At 62.0% G+C, this 20,548-nt stretch carries 22 protein-coding genes, 1 tRNA gene and 1 pseudogene; 3 read left to right on the top strand and 21 right to left on the bottom strand.

The annotated features are described in order from the left end of the window. Positions 1–17 precede the first annotated feature (17 nt). Positions 18–94: transfer RNA gene (locus ACSSVY_RS21310), tRNA-Met, on the top strand. Positions 95–559: 465 nt separating this feature from the next. Here ACSSVY_RS21310 and istB read toward each other — a convergent pair. Both istB and murJ read right to left on the bottom strand, forming a co-directional pair. Further along, positions 560–1,237: pseudogene (gene istB / locus ACSSVY_RS21305) on the bottom strand (IS21-like element helper ATPase IstB); the annotation flags it as partial. A 174-nt stretch (positions 1,238–1,411) separates the two neighbouring features. Next, positions 1,412–2,941, bottom strand: coding sequence for a murein biosynthesis integral membrane protein MurJ (gene murJ, locus ACSSVY_RS21300; RefSeq protein WP_454271932.1), 1,530 nt, complete (start codon positions 2,939–2,941; stop codon positions 1,412–1,414). 129 nt (positions 2,942–3,070) lie between these two features. On the opposite strand from murJ, the gene ACSSVY_RS21295 reads away from it, so the two are divergent. Both ACSSVY_RS21295 and ACSSVY_RS21290 read left to right on the top strand, forming a co-directional pair. After that, on the top strand, positions 3,071–4,846 hold the full coding sequence (locus tag ACSSVY_RS21295) for an SLC13 family permease (protein ID WP_454271930.1): 1,776 nt from the start codon (positions 3,071–3,073) through the stop codon (positions 4,844–4,846). A gap of 109 nt (positions 4,847–4,955) precedes the next feature. Continuing rightward, positions 4,956–6,800 carry a cation:proton antiporter gene (locus ACSSVY_RS21290; RefSeq protein ID WP_454271928.1) on the top strand — a complete coding sequence of 615 codons (1,845 nt, stop codon included), beginning with the start codon at positions 4,956–4,958 and terminating at the stop codon, positions 6,798–6,800. A 43-nt stretch (positions 6,801–6,843) separates the two neighbouring features. Here the strand turns inward: ACSSVY_RS21290 and ACSSVY_RS21285 are convergent, their stop codons facing one another. The 19 genes from ACSSVY_RS21285 to ACSSVY_RS21195 all read right to left on the bottom strand — a co-directional run bounded on the left by ACSSVY_RS21285 (position 6,844) and on the right by ACSSVY_RS21195 (position 20,194). Continuing rightward, positions 6,844–7,614: an ABC transporter ATP-binding protein gene (locus tag ACSSVY_RS21285; RefSeq protein WP_454271926.1), complete on the bottom strand. Its 771-nt coding sequence runs from the start codon at positions 7,612–7,614 to the stop codon at positions 6,844–6,846. Between the two features lie 10 nt (positions 7,615–7,624). After that, complete coding sequence (locus ACSSVY_RS21280) at positions 7,625–8,602, bottom strand: ABC transporter substrate-binding protein (RefSeq protein ID WP_454271925.1); 978 nt, start codon at positions 8,600–8,602, stop codon at positions 7,625–7,627. A gap of 45 nt (positions 8,603–8,647) precedes the next feature. After that, the gene (locus ACSSVY_RS21275) at positions 8,648–9,484 is read right to left on the bottom strand and encodes an ABC transporter permease (RefSeq protein ID WP_454271923.1); all 837 of its coding nucleotides are present in this window, start codon (positions 9,482–9,484) and stop codon (positions 8,648–8,650) included. Between the two features lie 11 nt (positions 9,485–9,495). Further along, positions 9,496–10,845 carry an LLM class flavin-dependent oxidoreductase gene (locus ACSSVY_RS21270; RefSeq protein WP_454271922.1) on the bottom strand — a complete coding sequence of 450 codons (1,350 nt, stop codon included), beginning with the start codon at positions 10,843–10,845 and terminating at the stop codon, positions 9,496–9,498. Positions 10,846–10,934: 89 nt separating this feature from the next. Next, positions 10,935–11,483, bottom strand: coding sequence for an FMN reductase (gene msuE / locus ACSSVY_RS21265; protein ID WP_454271921.1), 549 nt, complete (start codon positions 11,481–11,483; stop codon positions 10,935–10,937). Between the two features lie 123 nt (positions 11,484–11,606). Next, positions 11,607–12,962, bottom strand: a complete 1,356-nt coding sequence (locus ACSSVY_RS21260) for an FAD/NAD(P)-binding protein (RefSeq protein ID WP_454271919.1) — start codon at positions 12,960–12,962, stop codon at positions 11,607–11,609. Next, complete coding sequence (locus ACSSVY_RS21255; RefSeq protein ID WP_296631490.1) at positions 12,962–13,111, bottom strand: hypothetical protein; 150 nt, start codon at positions 13,109–13,111, stop codon at positions 12,962–12,964. The genes ACSSVY_RS21260 and ACSSVY_RS21255 overlap by 1 nt, the downstream gene beginning before the upstream one ends. Before the next feature lie 115 nt (positions 13,112–13,226). After that, positions 13,227–13,814: an RBBP9/YdeN family alpha/beta hydrolase gene (locus tag ACSSVY_RS21250; protein ID WP_454271918.1), complete on the bottom strand. Its 588-nt coding sequence runs from the start codon at positions 13,812–13,814 to the stop codon at positions 13,227–13,229. Positions 13,815–13,907: 93 nt separating this feature from the next. Next, positions 13,908–14,387 (bottom strand): Lrp/AsnC family transcriptional regulator, encoded by a 480-nt coding sequence (locus ACSSVY_RS21245; protein ID WP_454271916.1) that lies wholly within the window; start codon positions 14,385–14,387, stop codon positions 13,908–13,910. Next, positions 14,384–14,755: a hypothetical protein gene (locus ACSSVY_RS21240; protein ID WP_454271914.1), complete on the bottom strand. Its 372-nt coding sequence runs from the start codon at positions 14,753–14,755 to the stop codon at positions 14,384–14,386. The genes ACSSVY_RS21245 and ACSSVY_RS21240 overlap by 4 nt, the downstream gene beginning before the upstream one ends. A 15-nt stretch (positions 14,756–14,770) precedes the next feature. Further along, positions 14,771–15,490, bottom strand: a complete 720-nt coding sequence (locus tag ACSSVY_RS21235; protein WP_454271913.1) for a sulfate/molybdate ABC transporter ATP-binding protein — start codon at positions 15,488–15,490, stop codon at positions 14,771–14,773. An 11-nt stretch (positions 15,491–15,501) separates the two neighbouring features. Further along, complete coding sequence (cysW, locus tag ACSSVY_RS21230; RefSeq protein WP_454271911.1) at positions 15,502–16,365, bottom strand: sulfate ABC transporter permease subunit CysW; 864 nt, start codon at positions 16,363–16,365, stop codon at positions 15,502–15,504. Further along, positions 16,358–17,197 carry a sulfate ABC transporter permease subunit CysT gene (gene cysT / locus ACSSVY_RS21225; RefSeq protein ID WP_454271909.1) on the bottom strand — a complete coding sequence of 280 codons (840 nt, stop codon included), beginning with the start codon at positions 17,195–17,197 and terminating at the stop codon, positions 16,358–16,360. The genes cysW and cysT overlap by 8 nt, the downstream gene beginning before the upstream one ends. 3 nt (positions 17,198–17,200) lie before the next feature. Then, complete coding sequence (locus tag ACSSVY_RS21220) at positions 17,201–18,379, bottom strand: sulfate ABC transporter substrate-binding protein (protein WP_454271907.1); 1,179 nt, start codon at positions 18,377–18,379, stop codon at positions 17,201–17,203. Between the two features lie 181 nt (positions 18,380–18,560). Then, on the bottom strand, positions 18,561–19,028 hold the full coding sequence (locus ACSSVY_RS21215) for an RrF2 family transcriptional regulator (RefSeq protein ID WP_454271905.1): 468 nt from the start codon (positions 19,026–19,028) through the stop codon (positions 18,561–18,563). 46 nt (positions 19,029–19,074) lie between these two features. After that, on the bottom strand, positions 19,075–19,575 hold the full coding sequence (locus tag ACSSVY_RS21210; protein WP_454271904.1) for a hypothetical protein: 501 nt from the start codon (positions 19,573–19,575) through the stop codon (positions 19,075–19,077). Next, positions 19,572–19,868: a hypothetical protein gene (locus ACSSVY_RS21205; RefSeq protein ID WP_454271902.1), complete on the bottom strand. Its 297-nt coding sequence runs from the start codon at positions 19,866–19,868 to the stop codon at positions 19,572–19,574. The genes ACSSVY_RS21210 and ACSSVY_RS21205 overlap by 4 nt, the downstream gene beginning before the upstream one ends. After that, positions 19,865–20,002 (bottom strand): hypothetical protein, encoded by a 138-nt coding sequence (locus tag ACSSVY_RS21200; RefSeq protein WP_454271933.1) that lies wholly within the window; start codon positions 20,000–20,002, stop codon positions 19,865–19,867. Before ACSSVY_RS21200 ends, ACSSVY_RS21205 begins: the two co-directional genes overlap by 4 nt. Before the next feature lie 12 nt (positions 20,003–20,014). Then, positions 20,015–20,194, bottom strand: a complete 180-nt coding sequence (locus tag ACSSVY_RS21195; RefSeq protein ID WP_454271901.1) for a hypothetical protein — start codon at positions 20,192–20,194, stop codon at positions 20,015–20,017. Positions 20,195–20,548 lie beyond the last annotated feature (354 nt).

The raw sequence follows: 20,548 nt of genomic DNA, 5'->3' as shown, positions 1-20,548 counted from the left end.
AACAGGCAAAACACTGTCGCGGGATGGAGCAGCCCGGTAGCTCGTCAGGCTCATAACCTGAAGGTCGTAGGTTCAAATCCTACTCCCGCAACCAACTTTAGCGAACTTTGCATACGCGCATATGAGCCACCCTCGGGTGGGTTCGCACCTGAAAACATCCCGACGATGTTGCCTTCAAGCAACAAATCGAACTGTTTATCTTGATCACCGAATGACACCACCACGCGATCAATCAAGTCGTGCAGCAAATCTGATGCACGACTGACGATGCCGTCGTCGTTCAAGGTAGCCACCAAATCATCGAAATAAGCCCGATAAAGGTCTGGCAGATTGTCTGGTAGTGGTACCTCAACTGTCTTTGCCGCTTCCCTCTCGATCTTAACGCGTTCGAGATGTCAACGCCGGAGTAAAATTGGGCCACGGGGCGGCGTAAAACTGGGCAACTTTGGGTTTCTGCGGGGCGCGCATATTGGGCGGCGGCCAGTCAGCCGCGCTCTTCATATAGCCGGCGGGTGACTGGCCGCTTTGGCCCGTCAGGGCCAAATCTGGTTGGTTTGGATCAGTTGATGTCGCCAGACTTACGCGCTCGACTTTGCGCGAGGCGATAGCTTTCGCCGTTCATCTCGAGGATGTTGACGTAGTGGGTCAACCGGTCGAGAAGCGCGCCAGTCAGCCGCTCGGTGCCGAATGTCTCGGTCCATTCATCGAAGGGCAGATTGTTGGTGATCAGCGTGGCCCCACGCTCGTAACGCTGGGATATCATCTCAAAGAGCAACTCGGCGCCGGTCTTGGACAGGGGCACGAAGCCCAGTTCGTCGATGATCAGCAGCTTCACGGCAGCCATCTGCTTTTGGACGCGGAGCAGACGGCGTTCGTCGCGGGCCTCCATCAACTCGTTGACCAGCGCGGCAGCGGTGGTGAAGCTGACGGACATGCCCTTCTGGCAGGCCGCCAGGCCCAGGCCCAAGGCGATGTGTGTCTTGCCGGTTCCGCTGGGGCCAAGGGTGATCACGTTCTCGCGCCGTTCAATCCACTCGCAGCGCGCCAGTGCCAACACCTGCATCTTGTTCAGTTTGGGGATCGCCTTGAAGTCGAAGCTGTCCAAGCTCTTTGTGGCCGGGAACTTCGCGGCCTTGATACGGCGCTCGACCATCCGCCGCTCTCGGTCGATGAGTTCCAGTTCGACCAGGCGCGACAGGAATTGGACATGGTCCAACCCTTCGGCGGCGCATTGGCGCGGAGCAATTTGAGGTTGCGCGACTAATCACGCGTTGCGCCTTAATCTTCTTGATCAGGAGGGGCCAGGCAAGGTAACGACGCAAATCTCCGCTTCGAGATGCGGAGGACATGCAAAGTGCAGAGCCACCTCGATAGACGCAATGCCGCATCAGGACATTTCTTCCAAAGCCGCTTAGCCGCCCGGTCGGTCCTGTCCTGCAAATGCGCCGCGCCCAAGAATCCGAACGGTTAAAAGGCCTTGGACAATCAGAGTGGCGAACACCAAGACCACAAATGCTATCGGCAACGCCCAACCTGCCCCCGTCACGGCCTCGATGGCGCGCAGGGTTGCATCGCGGGACCAAAGGATGATCAGGCCCAATACGACACCGGTGCCGAGGACGACCATTGCCGCCTTTGGAGAGGGCCCTTTGAGAAATCCTCGGGCCCGCCCTGCCCGAAACAGAAGCGCCGCATAGAGCGTGAGGCCCGCCGATGTCGCAAGCGCAAGCCCTACGGCCCCAAGCGCGGGGGCGAGGAGGATCTTGAGCCCGATGTTGACCACGGTGGCGGCAACGAGAAGCCGGAGCGGCGTTCGCGTGTCCCCGCGCCCGTGGAATCCGGCGACGAGCGAGCGCAGCGCCAGTGCCGGAACCAGCCCGAGGGCATAGGCCGCGAGGATCGCCGCTGCGGCCTTGGCGGCGCCAAGATCGAACGCACCGCGCACGAAGAGAATTTGCAGCGCCCAATCGCCCAGCGTCGCCATCATCACCGCGACCGGCACACCCACCACGAGACAGATCAGGAGGGCGCGGTCGAGCACGGCCCGCATGCCTGCAGCATCACCCAGACCCGCACGGCGTCCGATGTCGGGCAAGATGACCGTCCCGAGCGCTACGCCGATGAGGCCGATGGGGAGCTGATAGAGGCGGTCGGCATAATAGAGGTGCGAGAGCGAACCCGTAGGCAGAAAGGTCGCAATGATCGTGTCGGCGAAGATCGCCACCTGAAGCGCGCCCGAGGTCAGGATCGCAGGTCCAAGGCGGCGGAACACAAGGCGCGTATCGGGCGAGAGGCCCAGACGGGGGCGCGGCAGCGGCAGGCCCGCGCGGGTCGTGGCTAGGACCAACAGCACCACCTGCGCCACACCTGATACCATGACGCCCCAGGCAGCGGCATGGGCGGCACTCGGAAACGAGGCAGCCATCAGGAGCGCGCCGATCATGAAGAGATTAAGCAGGATCGGGGCCGCCGCCGGGGCGGCGAAGCGGTCACGGCCATTCAGAAGGGCCGCGAGGAAGGCGACCAGCGACATGCAGAGCAGATAGGGAAAGGTGATCCGCGTGAGCGTGACGACGAGCGGCCAAGTCTCGTCGGAGGGATTCAGGCCTGGGGCGAGCACGGCCAACATCCATCCTGTTGCCCCGAGCGCAAAAGCCAGCAACGCAATGTTGGCGAGGGTCAACCAGCCCAGAACCTCTGCCCCAAGCCGAGTGCTGTCGCGTCCGGCGGCGTCGGCGGCGGCCCATGTCGGCAGAAAGGCCGCGTTGAAGGCGCCCTCTGCCAGGATTGCGCGGAAATGGTTGGGCAGGCGAAAGGCCAGCATGAAAGCGTCTGCCACCGGCCCGGCGCCAAGGGTTGCGGCCAGCACGACATCGCGCAGGAAGCCGAGAATTCGGCTGCCCAGCGTCAGGCCGGAAACGGTGCCGAGTTTGCGCAGCATGGCGTGGAACCCTTAGGACTGAAGCGACACGCCGCGAAACCTGGCGAGCGGCAGGCAGTTTTCGATTGAAATCATGGCTTCCTTAATCGTTTATGCCGGACAACGCCAACTCCTTTGAGAAAGCCCTCCATGAGTCTTGACCAGATATTTGTCCTCGCGCTTGTTGCGGTGGTTTTCCTGAGCTTCTTCAAGGAGATTTATCCACCAGAGGTCACGGCCTTGGCGGCCTCGGCGGCGCTTTTGGCGACGGGCATCATCGAGACAAGGGATTTTCTGACCGTCTTCAGTTCCTCGGCCCCGATCACCATCGCGATGATGTTCATCATCTCGGCGGCGCTGGAGCGCACTGGCGTGCTCACGATCATCGGTGATTTTCTGAAACGACAGGCGCGGGGGTCTTTTCTGAGGGCCATGCTCTTGATGATGACCGGTACGATGGGGGCTTCGGCCTTTATGAACAACACGCCCGTGGTGATCCTGCTGACGCCGATCATGATCTCTGTCGCGGCCTCGGTTGGCGTTGCGCCATCGCGGTTGTTGATCCCGCTGTCGTTCTCGGCGATCTTCGGCGGCACGCTGACGCTGGTTGGCACCTCGACCAATATCCTGATGAGCGGTGTCGCACAGGAGACCGGACAGCCGGCGATCACCATGTTCGAGATGACGCTGCCGGGCCTGATCTTTGCCACGACAGGCATGCTCTATATGATGTTCGCAGGGCGCTATCTCTTGCCGGACCGCGCGTCCCTGTCGGGGCTCTTGGGGCAGGAAGGCAAGCGGAGGTTCCTCGCGCGGCTCTTGATCCCCAACGGGTCGAAATATGTCGGCAAGCGGCTCTTGGAGTTGCCCTTCAACACCGCCGAGACGCGCATTCTGGATGTGGTCCGCGGCGAGGTGTCGATGCGGCGCACGATGAAGGAGCTGGTGCTCGAGGTCGGCGACCGGTTGGTGCTCAAGACCGGCACGGGCGAGATTCTGGGGCTGAAGGAGGACGGACAGATCGCCTTTCGCGACCGCGACGATCACGATGTCGAGCCGGTGACCGCCGATCAGACCATCACGATGGAGGCCAGTGTCGGCCCCAATTCGCATCTGCGCGGGCGGCCGATCAAAGATCTCAAGCTGCGCCGGAAATATGGCGTTTACCTCATGGCGGTCCATCGGCAGGAGCAGAACATCAGTCAGGAGTTGCAGGACTTGCGACTTCAATTCGCCGATACGTTGTTGCTCGAGGGTCCGCCCGAGGGGCTTCAACGGATGATGGAGGATGGCGGCATCGTCAACCTTTCGACCCCTACCGAACGCCCGCAACGGCGGTCAAAGGCACCCATCGCGATTGCCACGATCTTTGGCGTGATGGGGTTGGCGGCGTTCGACATCATGCCAATCGCGGGCCTTGCAGTGATCGGGGCGGTGGTCGTGATGATGACCCGCTGCGTCGATCCCGAAGAGGCGTTCGATGCGATCGACTGGCGCATCCTGTTCCTGATCTTCGGGATGCTCGGCCTGTCGCAGGGGATGGAAGTCACCGGCACTGCGCGGGTGATCGTCGAGGCGGTGGTTCATGCCGTAGGCGGGGTCGGCCCCCTTGCAATCCTCGCCGCCGTTTATGTCCTGACCAGCGCGCTGACCGAGATGGTATCGAACAACGCCGTTGCGGTGCTGATCGGCCCCATCGTCATCGCACTTGCCGTCGAGTTGGGCTTTGATCCGCGCCCCTTCATCATGGCGGTGATGTTCGCGGCCTCGGCCAGCTTTGCAACCCCCATCGGGTATCAGACCAATACCTTCGTCTACAGCGCGGGGGGTTATAAATTCGCCGACTTCCTCAAGGTGGGTCTGCCGCTCAACATCCTATTTGCCGTCGTTGCCGTGATCATCATCCCGATCTTCTTTCCGTTCTGAAGATTGCGGCATGGACCTTTTGCGCCCTGCATGATTGTTTCGACCTGACAGGCGACGTTGCAACGGCAAAGGGAGAGCAAACTTGGCAGTCGGTCACGCGGAGGCGCTGATGTCGCCGGTTCAAGCCATCGCCTTGGTGGGCGTGTTGGGCGTGGGGGCACAATGGCTGGCGTGGCGGTTGCGCTTGCCCTCCATCGTGCTGATGCTGCTGGCGGGTTTGGTGGTCGGCCCCTTGCTGGGCTGGTTTATTCCCGATCGCGATTTGGGCGAAATTTACCGACCGCTGATTGGCGTCGCGGTGGCCATTATCCTGTTCGAAGGCGGCCTCACGCTGGAACTGGAGCGGCTGGGCGAGGAACAGGGCTCGGTGCGGCGATTGGTCTATATCGGCGCGCCTCTGGGCTGGCTGTTGGCCACTGTGGCCATGATGGTGACCATGGGCATACCATGGCAGGCCGCAACTGTTTTCGGTGGCGTTCTGGTCGTGACCGGCCCCACGGTCATCGCGCCAATGCTACGGCAGGCGCGTCTGCGGCGGCGTCCCGCACAATTGCTGCAATGGGAGGCGATCATCAACGATCCCATCGGGGTGCTGATCGCGGTTCTGGCGTTGGAAATCGTGCTGGTCGTCGAGGGCGGGATGACGGCGGGCGAGGCCGTGCTGGCCCTCGTCATCGGGATCGGATTTGCCGCCGCGGTGGGCGTTCTATCGGGGATCGGGCTGGCGCGCATGTTCCAACGCGGGCTTGTACCGGAATATATGAAGGTGCCGGTTCTGTTCGTGCTGGTCACTGCGGTCTTTGCGGTCACCGATGCGTTGCTCCACGAGTCCGGTCTTTTGGCGGTGACCCTGATGGGGATGGTCATGGCCAATGCCAAGCTGGCCTCGCATGCGGAATTGCACCGCTTCAAGGAACATGCCGCGCTGCTTTTGGTGTCGGGGGTGTTTATCCTGATGGCGGCCAGTCTCGATTTTGCGTCGCTGACCGCGCTTGATTGGCGCGCGGCGGTATTCGTGATTGCCGTGATCGCGGTTGTGCGGCCGTTGCAGGTGCTGCTGCCGATGCTGGGCACGACGACACCGTGGCGCGAACGGCTGCTGGTTGCCTCTACCGGTCCGCGCGGCGTTGTCATGATCGCGGTTTCCGGCCTCTTCGGGGACAAGCTGGTCGAGGTGGGCGTGGCAGAGGGTGCGTTGCTGGCACCGCTGGCCTTTGTGCTGGTTCTCAGCACGGTCATCCTGCACGGCTTTACGCTCGGCGGGATCGCGCGCCTATTGGGGTTGAGCGGGGGCGGCAGGCCGGGTGTGCTCATCGTGGGCGGTTCGCCGTTTTCGGTCGAACTGGCGAAAGCGTTGCAAAAAATTGATGTTGTCCCGCTGATCGCGGATCCCAATTATCGCAACATCCTGCGCGCGCGGCACGAGGATATACCTGTATTTCACGGCGACATTCTTGGGGAGGCAGCAGAGCATCATGTCGAATTGATCGGCTACGAGGTCCTGCTCGCAGCGTCGGAGAACGATGCCTATAACACATTGGTCGCCACCGACCTCGGACAGGAATTGGGCCGGACACAGGTCTGGCAGGTGCAGCGCGCCAAAGATGCCCTGAGCCGTCATGCCCTGCCGCCGCAGCTTGGCGGACAGGCCCTGATCGGCAAACCGACCTATGCCGATCTGGTTGAACGCATCGCCAAGGGATGGCGTGTGCGCGGCGTGCAGTTCAAAGAGCGCTACGGGCTGGAGGAGTGGCGTGATAAAAACCCCGAGGCCAGCATCCTTGGATATCTGTCGAAACGTGGCGAGTTTGCGTTTCTCAACCCGGAGGAAGAGCTGAAAGCGGATCAGGCCAGTGCCATCCTCACATTGTCGCCCTCGGACGACGACGCCCCAGAGCCTAGAATTCCCACCGAGAACATGGACACAGACCAAAACGGCGGAACGCGATCCTGATGAGTGCTGAGGCCGGCCAAGCACAGCTCGGCCAGCCCGCGGTTCAATGCAGCCCGAACTCGGCCATCAACTGACGGCGATAGCCGACAAAAGCTGTATCGTTTCGGTCACGCGGGCGAGGCAAGTCTACGTCAATGAGGCGGATGGCATCGCCCTTGGTGCCCGGAAGCACCAGCACCCGGTCAGCAAGAAAGATCGCTTCTTCGAGATCATGCGTCACCAGAACCATCGTCACCTTTTCCTCGTGCCAGATACGGGTCAGCTCTTCTTGCATGGTCATCTTGGTCATGGCGTCGAGCGCGCCCAACGGCTCGTCGAGCAACAGGATTTCGGGCTGCACGGTCAGGGCGCGGGCGATGCCTACCCGTTGCGCCATGCCCCCCGATAGCTGTCGGGGCCAGGCGGTCTCGAACTCGGCCAGACCGACAAGGCGGATATAGCGACGCGCCCGCTCGGCCGCTTCGGATTTGGGCACACCTTGCACCTCAAGCCCGAAAGTTACGTTATCAAGCACGGTGAGCCAGGGCAGCAGGCGGGGCTCTTGAAAGATTACCGCCCGCTCGCGCCCCAGCCCGTGAACCGGTGCGCCGTCGATCAACACATCGCCTGTATCCGGCTCTTCCAGCCCGGCCAACACGCGCAAGAGCGTCGTCTTGCCCGAGCCGGAGGCCCCCACGATGGCAAGGCTCTCGCCACCGCGAATGTCGAGGTTGATCCCCTTGAGGACGGTCAATGTCTCGCCGTCGAGGAGAAAGCTCTTGGAGAGGTCACGAATTGTGACCTCTCCTTTCGTCTGGGTTTGAACCAGTGGCATCGCGTCAGCCTCAGTTCGTGACGGGCGCATCGCCCGTGACCAGCAGGATGTCGGCGGCGGCAAGCTGCCCTTCCGACAGCGCGCCCTCGCGCACCAGAACGTCGATCCAGAACTGCACGTCACGCGCGACCGGAAGACCACCCTCGCGCACGCCGAAACCGGCAAAGAACTTGGCCACTTCCGGATTTTCTCCGCGTGCTTCAAGCAGTTTGGCGATGATCTCGCGGGTTTCTTCGGGGTTCTCGCGGGCGTAATCGAGCGCAAGCGCGGATTTCTCGACAAAGTCGCGCGCGGCGTCGGGATGTGCCTCGACCCAGTCACGGCGCAGCACGGTAAAGCCGCCCGCGATCTCGCCCAGAACATCCGTGTCGTCGAACACCTTGCGCAACCCGCCACCTGCGCGCGCCGCGCCCTCGAACGTGGTCTGCCAATAGCCGAAGGCGGCGATGTCCACCTGTTTCGAACGCAGCACCTGCTCAAGTTGTGGCCCCGGCACCACCACCAGATTGGCGGCGTTCTGCGGCAGACCCTGCTGATGCAGCGCCTCGCGGATCGTGTAGTCGAGATGTGCGCCAAGCGTGTTCACCGCAATGGTCTTGCCCGCGATATCCTCGATGGATTTGATCGGGCTGTCTTCGAGCACGTGAAAGACCGACTGTGCGTCATCGTTGATCCCGTTGGTGGGATAGGCAGCGATGAAATCATTGCCGCTGGCGATGGAATTGATCACCGCAGAGGTGGCCGCCGAGCCGATATCGACGCTGCCCGCAGCCAGAGCAAAGAGCGACTCGGGCCCGCCCCCGGCATAGCCCACGCCCTCGAATGTGACGCCGGTGCCGTCGAAATAGCCAAGCGCTGCGGCCAGTTCATGCGCGGCGATGCCACCATGATAGGAGAGGTAGCGCAGGGTCACGTCCTCGGCCTGTGCCGTGGCGGCCGAGAGCGACAGGGCGACGCCCGCGATGATGGATTTGAAGCGATAGGTCATTTTTCTGTCCTTTGGTTTGTGGATGTTTGGTTGACGAGAGAGAACTCAGTGTTTGGCCGTGCTCCAGCGGCAAAGCCGCCTTTGCAGCAGTACCAGAACCCAGTTGGCCGCGAGGCCAAGCCCGGCCAGCAGGAAGATCGCAGCGAACATCAGCGGGATCTGGAAATTGTATTGTGCGTTCATCACCTGAAACCCGAGGCCCTTGTTCGCCCCGATCATCTCGGCGGCAATGAGCAGCAACAGGGCGGTCGTGGCCGAGAGGCGCAGCCCGACAAAGATCGCGGGCACCGAGGCCGGCAGCACAACCCGGCGAAAGGTGGTCAGCCGCGTCGCGCCAAAGGTGCGGGCCATTTCGATCAGTTTAGGGTCCACTTCCTTGACCCCACCGATGGTCGCCAGCAGGATTGGGAACAGCGTCGCCCAGAAGATGACAAAGACCTTCGATGCCTCACCCAGACCCAGAAGCAGGATGAACACGGGATAAAGCGCCAAGGCCGAGGTCTGTCGGAAAAGCTGCAAGATCGGGTCGAGCGCGCGCTCGACGGCGCGGATTTGCCCCATGAAAAGGCCAAGCGGGATGCCGAGCGCGACGGCCGCGAAAAAGGCGATGCCCGCGCGTTGCAGCGAGACGCCGATATCACCCACCAACCGTCCCGAGGCGATGCCATTCCAGAGCGCCTGCCCGACCCGGTCGAGCGGCGGGAACACCGCCGGATTGAGCACGCCCGTAACGCTTGCGACGTGCCAGCCCACGAAGAAGGCCGCAAGAAGCCCGTAATCGGAGAGCAATCCGCGCGCCCGACGCGTGATCCGCGCAAGCGTGGACCAAATATCCGGCCCCTCAGGGGACCGGACGCTCTGATCTGAAATTTGATAGGTCATCGAAACCTCCTTCACTCAGCCGCCTGCGCGGCACTGCGCAAGGCAGTGTGGCGATTGATCGGATAGGGCAGACCGAGGTTTTCGCGCAGGGTGCGCCCCTCATAGGCGGTGCGGAAGAGGCCCCGACGCTGCAATTCCGGTGTCACGAGATTGATGAAATCGTCCAAACCGCCCGGCAGCAAGGGCGGCAGGATGTTGAAGCCATCGGCGGCCTCGTTCTCGAACCACTCTTGCAGCGTATCCACGATCTCAGTGGGCGTCCCGACCAGCGTGAGATGGCCGCGCGCCGTGGCGATCCATTGATAGAGCTGGCGGATGGTAAAGCCGTTCTCGTCGGCGATCTGCCGGATGAGGGCCTGCCGCGATTTCATGCCTTCGGTCTCGGGCGCAGAGGGCAGCGGACCGTCAAGATCAAGCCCCTTGAGATCGAGCGTGCCACCGGCCAACCCGCCCAACAATGCCAGCCCGTCGGCCTCGACGATGAGATCGGTCAGCCGCTCGTATTTCTCGCGCGCTTCCTCGGTCGAGCGGCCCACGAAGGGGGCGACACCCGGCATGATCAGCACGTGATCGGGATCGCGCCCCTTGCCCGCCGCGCGCGCCTTGATATCGCGATAGAATTCCTGCGCGGTCTCGATCTTCTGATGGGCGGTAAAGATCACCTCGGCGCTTTCGGCGGCCAAATCACGCCCAGCCTCGGATTGTCCGGCCTGCACCACCACCGGATGCCCCTGCGGACTGCGCGAGACATTGAGCGCCCCTTTGACGCGGAAATGCTTGCCCACATGGTTGGCGTCGTGCAACCGATCGGGGTCGTAGAACGCGCCGCTTTCCTTGTCTCGGATGAACACGTCTTCCTCGAAACTGTCCCAGAGTTTTTTCACCACATCGACATGCTCGCGCGCGCGGTCGTAGCGGTCCGCATGGGAAATCTGTTGGTCCAGATTGAAATTCTGCGCCGCCTCACCAGTCGCGGTGGTGACAACGTTCCAGCCCGCGCGCCCGTTCGAAATCAGATCGAGCGAGGCGAATTTGCGCGCGACCGTATAGGGCTCTTCATAGGTCGTGGTGTTGGTGGCGATAAATCCCAGATGCGTCGTCTGCGTGGCAAGCGCAGCAAAGAGCGTCAGCGGCTCTAAGCCTGCGATCTTGGCGCTGCCGCCCTCGCGCCCGGCCCCGTTCGTGGCTAGCCCATCGGCGAGGAAATAGGCATCGAACAACCCACGTTCGGCGGTCTTTGCCAGTTCGATGTGATACGCAAGGCTGGTCGCCCCGTCTGCACGCGCCTGCGGGTGGCGCCAGGCGGCGACATGCTGGCCGCCACCGGGCAGGAAGGCTCCGAGTTTGATTTGTCTGGTCATGGTTGTCTCCCTGGTTTGGTCAAGGCTCCGCCATGGCCCGGCCTGCATGGTCGGGCGGTTGGGATGGCGCAGCGATTGGGGAAAGGGAGTTAGGCCGCGGCCTCCAGCTTGCGCGGGGTAAGCGTAGCGGTCAGTTGCGCAACAGCCGTGTCGAGCCGGGCGCGAAGCGGGTCCGAGAGCCGCCCGTCGCCGTCAATATCGACGGACCCGGCATAAACGCCCGTCGGCACGCTCGCGGCCTCGAAGAACCCAAACAGCGGGCGCAGTTGATGCTCGATCACCAGCGCGTGCCGGTCGCCGCCGCCGGTAGCGGTCAAGAGCACCGGCTTGCCGCGCAGGGCCTCGGGCTCGATCAGGTCGAAGAGGTGTTTGAAGAGGCCGGTATAGCTGCCCTTGTAGACCGGGCTGCCGACAACAATGGCGCGTGCGGCCAGAAGCCCGTCGACATGCGCCCGCGCCTCGGGGGCGAGATCCGCGAGCGATCCGGCCCCGCCGAGCGAGGACCCTAGATCACCCAGATCGAAAACTGCATGGCCCAATCCGGTCTGGCGGGCCGCATCCTGCACCGCCGCTGTGACGAGTGCGCGTGTGCGCGATGGCTGGCTGTGGCTGCCGGCAAAGCCGATGATATCTGTCATGGCGCTTCCTTTCACGATTATATCTATCGTCTTTATGTATATTAAGTTTGCATCCTCCCCTCCATTCCAAAGATGTTGATGAAAAGAGAGAGGAGTTGTCGCCCGCAGGGTGCAAAGAGAACGTCAGCTCCGCAGGAGAGCACTGTCAGGTTGACCGCTCAGCGCGCGGGCAAGCTCGGCGCATTGCAGACGGATGTCGGGAATCGCAGTGGTTTCCCACAGGGCACCGCGCGCGCAGGGACCGATGGCAAAGACCCGGCGTGCAGCAACGCCACCACGAGCGATAACCTGGGCATCAAGGGTGGTATCCAGCCCAAGACGCAGCGGATCAAGCCGCGCGATGCCGCGAGCCAGCATATCTTGGATCACCGGGGCGCTGTCCGTCTCAGGGTTGCGCCGGAGGCCACGGCAATCAATCGCGTGATCGGCAACCAGCATCCGCTCGGTTCCATCAGGCCCTTTGGTGACAATCCCGATCTGTTTGCCCATGGGCACCGCCCCGACAAAACGCGCGCGCAGGAGGGTCAATTGCCCGGCCGCGCGCGCGGCCTCGATGGTCTGCGCCGATTGCGGCGGCATCCGGTGGCGGTGCACCTCCCAACGGCTGGCGCAGTGGCGCAGAAAGCGGGCGCGTGTTTCGGTATCCCAGGACCGCCAGATCGCGGCGACATGCGGGCGCAACCCATCGAGCACAAGCTGCCAGGGGATGCCCTGCGCCTCGGCGGCGCGCACACGCCTGCGCAGCCAGCGCAAAAGCGCGCTCACCGATGCGCAGAGCGGCACCTCACCGCGTCCAAGGGGCAATGCTGCGCCGCTCACATGCGGTTGCGGCAAGAGGCCACGACGCGATAGGCAGGTGATGGGCCCACGATGACCGCGCGCCAGCAGCGCCACCACGTGATCGACCATCGACAGGCCGGTGCCGACGATCACCACCTTTGCATCAAGATCCTCGGGCGGGGTGAAATCCCAAGCGCCGCGCAAACCGTCGCGCGGCGCGGTGGGCACCGCATGGCCGGTGGCGAGGATCGCGGTATCGGCCAGAACGGCGGTCCCGTCATCCAGATGCGCGCTCACACCCTTTGCCGTTGGCTCAAGACGCAGCACCTCGCCCGAGACGCAGCGCAGACGGTCATCGCGCCAAGGCGACACAAGGCTTTCGAGATAGCGGCCATAGGTGGCGCGGCTGACAAAGCACTGGTCCGTCGCGCCGCAATCCACGTCCCTCGTGCGCAACCAGCGCAGAAAATGATCCGGGTCATCGGGAAAGGCGCTCATGTTGTGGACGCGGGTATTGAGCAGATGCTCGGGGTTGTCGGTCGCATAGGCGATGCCGCAGCCGAAGATGCCGCGCTTTTCCACGATGGTGACACGGGTCTCGGGGGCGTTGTGCAACAGATGCGTCGCCATCAGCGCCCCGCTCGCTCCGCCACCGATGATCAGCACATGGTGGGCGGAGCGGGGGAATGAGCCGTCCATCACACAGACGCCAACAGTATGGCGCAGAAGGCGAGGCAGAACAGCGCCAGGCACACTTCAGCGCGCGAGGGCAAGGGATCGGAGTCCTGGACGCCGTATTCGGGCGACAGGAATGCGGCAAAGCCGGGATCGTGGGCGCAGTAGAACATGGGGGTCTCCTCAGTCTGGGGGATCAACTCAGGATCACGATGGCCATCAGCGCGGTGTAGGACACGACAAAGACGGTCATCGGAACGGCCTTGCGGATGCGGTTCAGGATCGGTGTCATGCGTTCACTTCCTTCTTGTTCCGGTGGTCTTGGTAACTGGCGGTTGCGCGACCCGGCAGGGCAGGCAAAGACCAGATCAGATCTCGGAGCGCGCGCCCTTCAGGCCATGGGCCAAAGCCGGAGGCCACGTTGACATGCCCCGCCTCGCCCATATCGACAAATTCCGCTCCCCAGCGTTTCGCCAACCAGCGGGCACGCGGCTGGCTCATCCAAGGGTCATTCCGGCTTGCGGCGACGATTGTGGGCACATGCAGCGGCACTTCGGGGATTTTGCCAAAAGGTGCCGTGCGCGGATCTCGCGATGTCTCGGCTGGGGCGACCAGAAGCGCGCCACCGACTTTGAGTTGTGGCCAGCGCGCCAAGAGCTGCACCGCCGCCACCGCGCCAAGGGAATGACCAACCAGAACCGCACCGGGATGCAAGAGCAGCGCACCTGCGATCTCGGTCAGCCATTGATCCGAGCGCGGCCTCTCCCAGCATTTCTGCTCGACGATGCGCGCGGTCGGGTCCATGCGTTCCCACCAATGTTGCCAATGGGGCGCGGGAGAGCCGTCGAGGCCGGGAAGAAGAAGGGTTCTGATCATGGGTGATCTCCTTTCCCATATACACTATCATCTTTGTCGTGATTTAGGGTTCCAAATTACAGCACGCTTTTAGAATGTGAGTCTCTCTTGGGGTCAGGCTGTGACCGTGTCGATGGGCCAGACGGTGGTGTCCCGAATCACCTCCATCGAGAATTTGGAGGTCACGTTGCGGCACGGCAGGCGGCGGGTGAGTTGCAGGTAGAAGTCATCAAAGGTGGCCATATCGGCCACAGCAACCTTGAGCAGGTAATCGACATCGCCCGCCATGCGATGCACCTCGACGATTTGAGGGAATTCCGCGATGACGGCACGAAATTCGGCGCGCCATTCGCGGGAGTGGTCGGGGGCCTCGATCTCGACAAAGACCCGAAGGCCAAGGCCGATTTGCGCGGGATCAACAATAGCCACGCGGCCCATGATGATGCCCGCTGTTTCGAGCTTTTGCACCCGCTTCCAGCAGGGGGTTTGTGACAACCCTACCCTCTCGGCCAGTTGTGCGACCGGGATAGTCGCGTCGCGCATCAACTCATGCAGGATCTTACGGTCGATCCGGTCCAGGTCAGGTTTGCTCATGATTCAGTTCCCAGATGAAGGTTTTTTCGGAACGAGGAAATTTGACCCGACAGAATGCTATCCGCATTGATTAACTCTGCCACCTCTGCATCGCGCGAAGTCAAACCCAGACGATGCATTTGATGCATCAGAAGAGCGTTCCAATAGCGCCAGTCTCGGCCAACCCAGGGTTCCGGCATCACGATCGCCCGCAGTCGAGACAACTCGTCCAAATGGTTGTGCCAAACGCATGCCCATTTCGGGGAGGCAAAGCGAAGACTCCAGCTCACCGGTATCGTCACACCTCTTGCTGCTGAACCCGGCGCGAAAGTCGTCACGTGGAGCGCGATGCGAAGCCAGAGGGACGGCGTTGATGACGTCAGATCCATAGTCGCAAACCTCCGTCAGGCCGCCGTAAAGTCACGCACGAAATCATTGGCGGGACGCGCACGGATATCGGAGGGTTTGCCGACTTGTTCGATCCGGCCCATCGACATGACCACGACGAGATCGGCCAGTTCCATTGCCTCTTCCTGATCGTGGGTGACGAAGATCGTGGTGAGACCCGTGGTGTCGTGAATCTCGCGCAGGCCCTGCCGCAATTCCTTGCGCACCTTGGCGTCGAGCGCACCGAACGGCTCGTCCAACAAGAGCATCCGGGGCTCTATCGCCAGCGCACGCGCCAGCGCCACGCGCTGCCGCTGCCCGCCCGAGAGCTGGCTGGGGTAGCGCGCGCCGATATCGGGCAGTTGGATGAGGTCGAGCAGGCGATTGACCCGGCGCCCAATCTCGGCGTCAGTCGGGCGCTCACGGCGTTTGCGGGCACGCAGGCCGTAAGCGATGTTTTCAAACACCGTCATATGTTTGAAGAGCGCGTAATGCTGGAACACAAACCCCGCGCGCCGTTCCTGCACCGTGAGGCCGGTGGCGTCGGACCCGTCAAAAAGCACGCGCCCGGAGGTCGGGAATTCCAACCCACCCAGAATGCGCAGGAGCGTGGTCTTGCCCGAGCCGGACGGCCCGAGCAGAGCAATCAGCGCGCCCGATGGAATAGAGAGCGAGACCGGATGCAGCGCCCGTTCAGTGCCGAATTCCTTGGCCAGTTCTTCGATTTCGATATGCATGGGTTTCCCTTTCAGTGACGGCGCGTCGCGGCCAGAACATCCGCGTGACGCCATTCGAGAAGCGATTTGAGGGTGAGCGTGACGAGCGCCAGCAACGCCAGCACGGCAGCCAGCGAGAAGGCCGCCACCGAGAGATATTCGTTATAGAGCATCTCGATCATGATCGGCATGGTCGTGGTCTCACCCCGGATCTTGCCCGAGATGACCGCAACCGCACCAAACTCGCCCATGGCGCGGGCGTTGCAGAGCAGCACGCCGTAGAGCAGCGCCCAGCGGATATTGGGCAGCGTCACGGTAAAGAAGGCGCGCCAACCAGTTGCCCCGAGCGTCAATGCCGCCTCTTCCTCGGCCCGGCCCTGTTCGATCATCACCGGGATGAGCTCGCGCGCGACGAACGGAAAGGTCACGAACATCGTGGCCAGAACAATGCCGGGAAAGGCAAAGACGATCTTGAGGTCATTGGCCACCAGCCAAGCCCCGAGCGATGAATTGACCCCGAAGAGCAGCACCAGCGCCAGACCGGCCACCACCGGCGAGACCGAAAAGGGCAAGTCGATCAGCGTGATCAGAAAGGCCTTGCCGCGAAAGTCGAACTTGGTGATCGCCCAGGCGGCGGCGATACCGAAGACTGCGTTCAAGGGCACGGCAATGGCCGCCACGATCAGCGTGAGGCGGATGGCCGACCGCGCGTCGGGTGAGGCCAGCGCCTCCCACGACGCCGCCCAGCCCTGCCGCAACGCCTCGGCAAAGACGGCAATCAGCGGCGCAAAGAGCAGCACCGCGATAAGTGCCATGGTCACGCCGATGAGCAGGCCGCGCGCGAGGCGCGGTTCGGTTGTGACGGATTCCGCCCGGATGAATGTGATATCAGACAAGTCCGATCCTCCGTCTGCTCCAGATTTGTATGAGGTTGATTGCCAGCAGCATCGCGAAGGAGATCAGCAGCATGGCGATGCCGATGGCGGCGGCGGCGTCGTAATTGTATTCCTCAAGCCGGATCACGATCAGCAGGGGCGCGATCTCGGTCAGGTTGGGGATATTGCCCGCGATGAAGATGACCGACCCGTATTCGCCCACCGACCGTGCCAGCGCGAGCGCAAATCCGGTCAGGGCCGCAGGGGCCAGCGTTGGCAGGACCACCCGGCGGAGCGTGTAGGTCCGGCGCGCGCCCAAGGTTGCGCTGACCTCCTCGACCTCGCGGTCAAGCTCTTCGATCACCGGCTGCACCGTGCGCACGACGAAGGGCAGCCCGATAAAGATGAGCGCCATCCAGATGCCCAGTTCGGTATAGGCGACCTTGATACCGAGGGGGGCAAGCGCCTGACCAAAGACGCCATTGGGCGCATAGAGCGCCGTGAGCGCGATCCCCGCCACCGCCGTCGGCAGGGCAAAGGGCAGGTCAACGGCGGCATCCACCAGCTTGCGCCCCCAGAACCGATAGCGCACCAGCACCCAAGCCAGCATGATTCCGAACACGAGGTTGAAGAGTGAAGCGATCAGCGCCGCGCGAAACGACAGCGCCAAAGCCGACCATATGCGCCGGGAATTGACCATATCCCAAAGATCGGCGGGGCCGATCATCAGGCCCCGACCAAGAAGTGCCCCGATGGGAAGAAGGACCACGATGGACAAAACCGCCATCATGATCCCAAAGCTCAGCCCAAACCCCGGAAGGGGTGAGGGCGAGCGCAAGATGCTCGCCCTCATGGCTTATTCCTCGTAGATCTGGTCGAACACGCCGCCTTCGCCGAAATACTCGGGCTGCACCTTGGGCCAGCCGCCGAAATCGGTGATGCTGACAAGATTAACTTCGGGAAAGCGCGCGGCGTCTTCGGGGGCTGCGGCCGAGGTGTCCCAAGCGCGGTAGAAATGTTTCAGCGCCAGCGCCTGCGCCTCGGGGCTATAGAGATGCTGCAAATACGCCTCTGCGGCCTTGCGCTGTTCCTCCGAGGTGATGTTGCCATCGACCAGCGTCACCGGTGGCTCGGCCAGGATCGATACCGAGGGCACCACGATGTCGAACGCATCTTCACCCAGTTCCTTGAGGGCGAGGAAGGCCTCATTCTCCCAGGCCAACAGCACGTCGCCAATGCCGCGTTGCGTGAACGTGGTGGTCGATCCGCGCGCGCCCGTATCGAGCACAGGCACGTTCTTGTAGAGCTTGCCGACGAATTCAGCCGGATCGAGTCCGTTCTGTTCGGCATAGCCCCATGCGGCGAGGAAGTTCCAGCGCGCGCCACCCGAAGTCTTTGGGTTGGGGGTGACAACCGCCACGTCCTCGCCGATCAGGTCATCCCAGTCTTCGATGCCCTTGGGGTTGCCGTCGCGCACCAGAAACACGATGGTTGACGTATAAGGCGAGGAATTGTGCTCCAACCGCGATTGCCAATCGGCGGGGATTTTTCCGGTGCTTTCCGCAATCTTGTCGATATCCGCGGACAGCGCCAGCGTCACCACCTGCGCCTCGAGCCCGTCGATCACCGCGCGCGCCTGTGCGCCAGCACCACCGTGCGATTGCTGGATGGTCACGGGCGCATTGCCCTGCGCGGTCCACCAAGTGTTGAAAAGCTCGTTGTATTCGCGGTAAAATTCGCGGGTCGGATCGTAAGAAACATTGAGGATATTGACGCCGTCCTGCGCCTTGGCCGCGCCCGTCCCGACCGGGCTAAGCAAGAGACCAAATGCGGCGACCGTCGCCACAAGCCCATTGCGCAGACTGTGCTGGCCCATAAGCCGTGCTCCGATATCGGCCACCACGCGCCGGGCTTCAACTGCCCGCCCGACAAGCCGCTTGGTGCCTGCCTCGATCTCGATGCGACCATCGCCGAGGCTCCGGATGAATTTGCCCTGCGCCTGCGCATAAGCGCCCTGCTGGATCGTGCGATACATGGGTGTCTCCTTTGCTCAACCCCGTGTTCAAATCTCGTGTCAGACGGGCGGGCCGGGGAACATGCAACCACTCACTATGGGGCGGTTCCGGGCTGGCGCCGTCTGACACGTTAATAACGACAGAGTTAGTCGAGTATTGTAAAGGAAAAATCACGCCCATTTTTATCGTGATTAGAGAATCCTATTCTCCGGCGGCGCGGGCAGCGTCAGAAAAGCGCGCCAAAGGGTCGGCATCCTGTTGTAAATCGGCAAGCGTCAGGGACTCGATCATCAGGATATAAGTTGCATAAAACCCGCCAAAGACGGCCCGCACGCGGCAGGTTTGCTCATCCTTGCAGTCTTCGCACCGTCGATAGGCGCGGCGCGAGAGGCACGGCAGCGGTGCCATAGGGCCGTCAATAAGGCGCAGCACCTCTGCGATCGAGATGCGGCGCGGTTCCTTGATCAACTCATAACCACCATTGCGCCCGCGCCTGCTCCCGATCAGCCCCGCACGCTTGAGATCAAGCAGGATATGCTCCAGGAATCGCTTGGGCGCACCGGAACGCTCTGCGATTTCCTCAATCCTCAACGCGTCGCCTGTGTCCGCCTTTTCATCGGCCAGAACCATGAGCGACTTGAGAGCATATTTTGTCTTGTGGGTGATCATTTGCGGTATGTGGCCTTGGAAAGTGCGACTAACAAGGTCAACTTTATCAGGATGTGCGCGAAAGGCGAGACCTGAGGCCTGTTTGCGACAATAAATCATACACAAAGCGAGCAGGCCCCGCTCTTGGGTTCTGCCCTAACGTCCTGATGTCCCGCCTGCCGCCGTGCTGCTCTGACGCGCGATGGTCCCCTTTGCCCTCGAAAAGGCGTGCGCCACCAGTCGGCCTCTGCCGAGGCTCCGCGCCCGGGTGATTGGTGGGCTCGATCAGCGTGGCGGTCTTTTGATCGCCGTCGAGGTTCTCGGCCCGCGCGACCAGATACTCGTGAAAGATGCCCTTCACGTTCGAGGTGACCCCGTGCATCTGCTCGGGCGACAAGGCGGTCAGGTAATCCGCCAATTCCTGATCGGTCGCGTAATTAAGGCGGGTCGTTGAGCGGCGCAACGCATCGAGCACCAACTCCTGATCGTCTGTCCAGCCAGACCGCTGCCCCGCGACCAGTTGGCCGAGGGTGATGGCGATGGAAACGATGGCGCTTCGGCGGATCATGTGGGGTTCAGTTTTGTCAGGAGGGTTTGCAGGTTGTTCAGATGGCCCCGCAGACGCGCGCGGTTGTAGATCTTCATTCCTGAAAGTTGACCACTATCGGCCTCTTCAAGCGCGGCGCAGATCTCGGTCATTGTAATGCTGGACCGCGCGACGACTGGGGCGGAGAGCTCGGCCAAGTCGACGCCGATGGCATAGTTTTCGGACCCGACCTGGATAGAGTGTCCGGCGAAGAAGACCATGGCGATGTCGGCGTCACGGGCGGTCTCGCTGAGCCCGTCGAGCGAGGCCATCATTTTTTGCGCGATAGGTCGATAGCTGAGCGGACCTCGGAGTTGAGGCGGCGGAGGGCGTCGTCAAGGGCGCGCACGTCGTTGCCAGGATTGGCGAGGGCGAAATCGTGGTTGGTATAGCTGGCGTTTCCGATCAGGAGCGCGACCCGTCAATCCGCCACCGCCTGCGCGGCGTTTAGAAGAACGAGCGCAAGAGTCAAACAAAGCAGCCACATGGAGGATTCGCCCTCTTTGTGTAACGCCGCGACGGTATCAGCGAAACGATCAGGCGTCACCCCCGTCCAGAACCATGCGCTGCCATCATAACAATCTGTTGGCAGCAGCTTCAAGACGCCTACGGCGATCACGAAGAAGTTCTAGGTCAGCGTAATTTTGTCCGCGTGACAAAGTGCCAGACGGCGTTGGAGCGAAGAACAGTATCGAGCCCGCTACGCAAGAAAACGCACTTATATGTCCGCGCGTTTGTATTTTTCGCACAAGCATTGACTTGGCTCGCCAGAATGAGGACGCGACCTAAAAACCTTCTGACTAAGCGAGGCCTTACGTGCCGCTATTGCCGAAGGGGCTGCGTTGACGTTGTGGTGACTTGCGATACCGATAAAATGTGCGACGAGATCCAGAATTGCCTGATCGTCCTCAACCATTAATACTTTCATCATACCTCAAGGTCCAATGCGTCAGTC

It is taken from the genome of Roseovarius sp. MBR-51 (genome assembly GCF_053628575.1).
This window is presented reverse-complemented; position numbering and strand designations above follow the sequence as displayed.

Coding starts and splice junctions, on each gene's coding strand:
- murJ (WP_454271932.1), bottom strand. CDS start 2,941: ATGCTGCGCAAACTCGGCACCGTTTCCGGCCTGACGCTGGGCAGCCGA.
- ACSSVY_RS21295 (WP_454271930.1), top strand. CDS start 3,071: ATGAGTCTTGACCAGATATTTGTCCTCGCGCTTGTTGCGGTGGTTTTC.
- ACSSVY_RS21290 (WP_454271928.1), top strand. CDS start 4,956: ATGTCGCCGGTTCAAGCCATCGCCTTGGTGGGCGTGTTGGGCGTGGGG.
- ACSSVY_RS21285 (WP_454271926.1), bottom strand. CDS start 7,614: ATGCCACTGGTTCAAACCCAGACGAAAGGAGAGGTCACAATTCGTGAC.
- ACSSVY_RS21280 (WP_454271925.1), bottom strand. CDS start 8,602: ATGACCTATCGCTTCAAATCCATCATCGCGGGCGTCGCCCTGTCGCTC.
- ACSSVY_RS21275 (WP_454271923.1), bottom strand. CDS start 9,484: ATGACCTATCAAATTTCAGATCAGAGCGTCCGGTCCCCTGAGGGGCCG.
- ACSSVY_RS21270 (WP_454271922.1), bottom strand. CDS start 10,845: ATGACCAGACAAATCAAACTCGGAGCCTTCCTGCCCGGTGGCGGCCAG.
- msuE (WP_454271921.1), bottom strand. CDS start 11,483: ATGACAGATATCATCGGCTTTGCCGGCAGCCACAGCCAGCCATCGCGC.
- ACSSVY_RS21260 (WP_454271919.1), bottom strand. CDS start 12,962: ATGGACGGCTCATTCCCCCGCTCCGCCCACCATGTGCTGATCATCGGT.
- ACSSVY_RS21255 (WP_296631490.1), bottom strand. CDS start 13,111: ATGTTCTACTGCGCCCACGATCCCGGCTTTGCCGCATTCCTGTCGCCC.
- ACSSVY_RS21250 (WP_454271918.1), bottom strand. CDS start 13,814: ATGATCAGAACCCTTCTTCTTCCCGGCCTCGACGGCTCTCCCGCGCCC.
- ACSSVY_RS21245 (WP_454271916.1), bottom strand. CDS start 14,387: ATGAGCAAACCTGACCTGGACCGGATCGACCGTAAGATCCTGCATGAG.
- ACSSVY_RS21240 (WP_454271914.1), bottom strand. CDS start 14,755: ATGGATCTGACGTCATCAACGCCGTCCCTCTGGCTTCGCATCGCGCTC.
- ACSSVY_RS21235 (WP_454271913.1), bottom strand. CDS start 15,490: ATGCATATCGAAATCGAAGAACTGGCCAAGGAATTCGGCACTGAACGG.
- cysT (WP_454271909.1), bottom strand. CDS start 17,197: ATGAGGGCGAGCATCTTGCGCTCGCCCTCACCCCTTCCGGGGTTTGGG.
- ACSSVY_RS21220 (WP_454271907.1), bottom strand. CDS start 18,379: ATGTATCGCACGATCCAGCAGGGCGCTTATGCGCAGGCGCAGGGCAAA.
- ACSSVY_RS21215 (WP_454271905.1), bottom strand. CDS start 19,028: ATGATCACCCACAAGACAAAATATGCTCTCAAGTCGCTCATGGTTCTG.
- ACSSVY_RS21210 (WP_454271904.1), bottom strand. CDS start 19,575: ATGATCCGCCGAAGCGCCATCGTTTCCATCGCCATCACCCTCGGCCAA.
- ACSSVY_RS21205 (WP_454271902.1), bottom strand. CDS start 19,868: ATGATGGCCTCGCTCGACGGGCTCAGCGAGACCGCCCGTGACGCCGAC.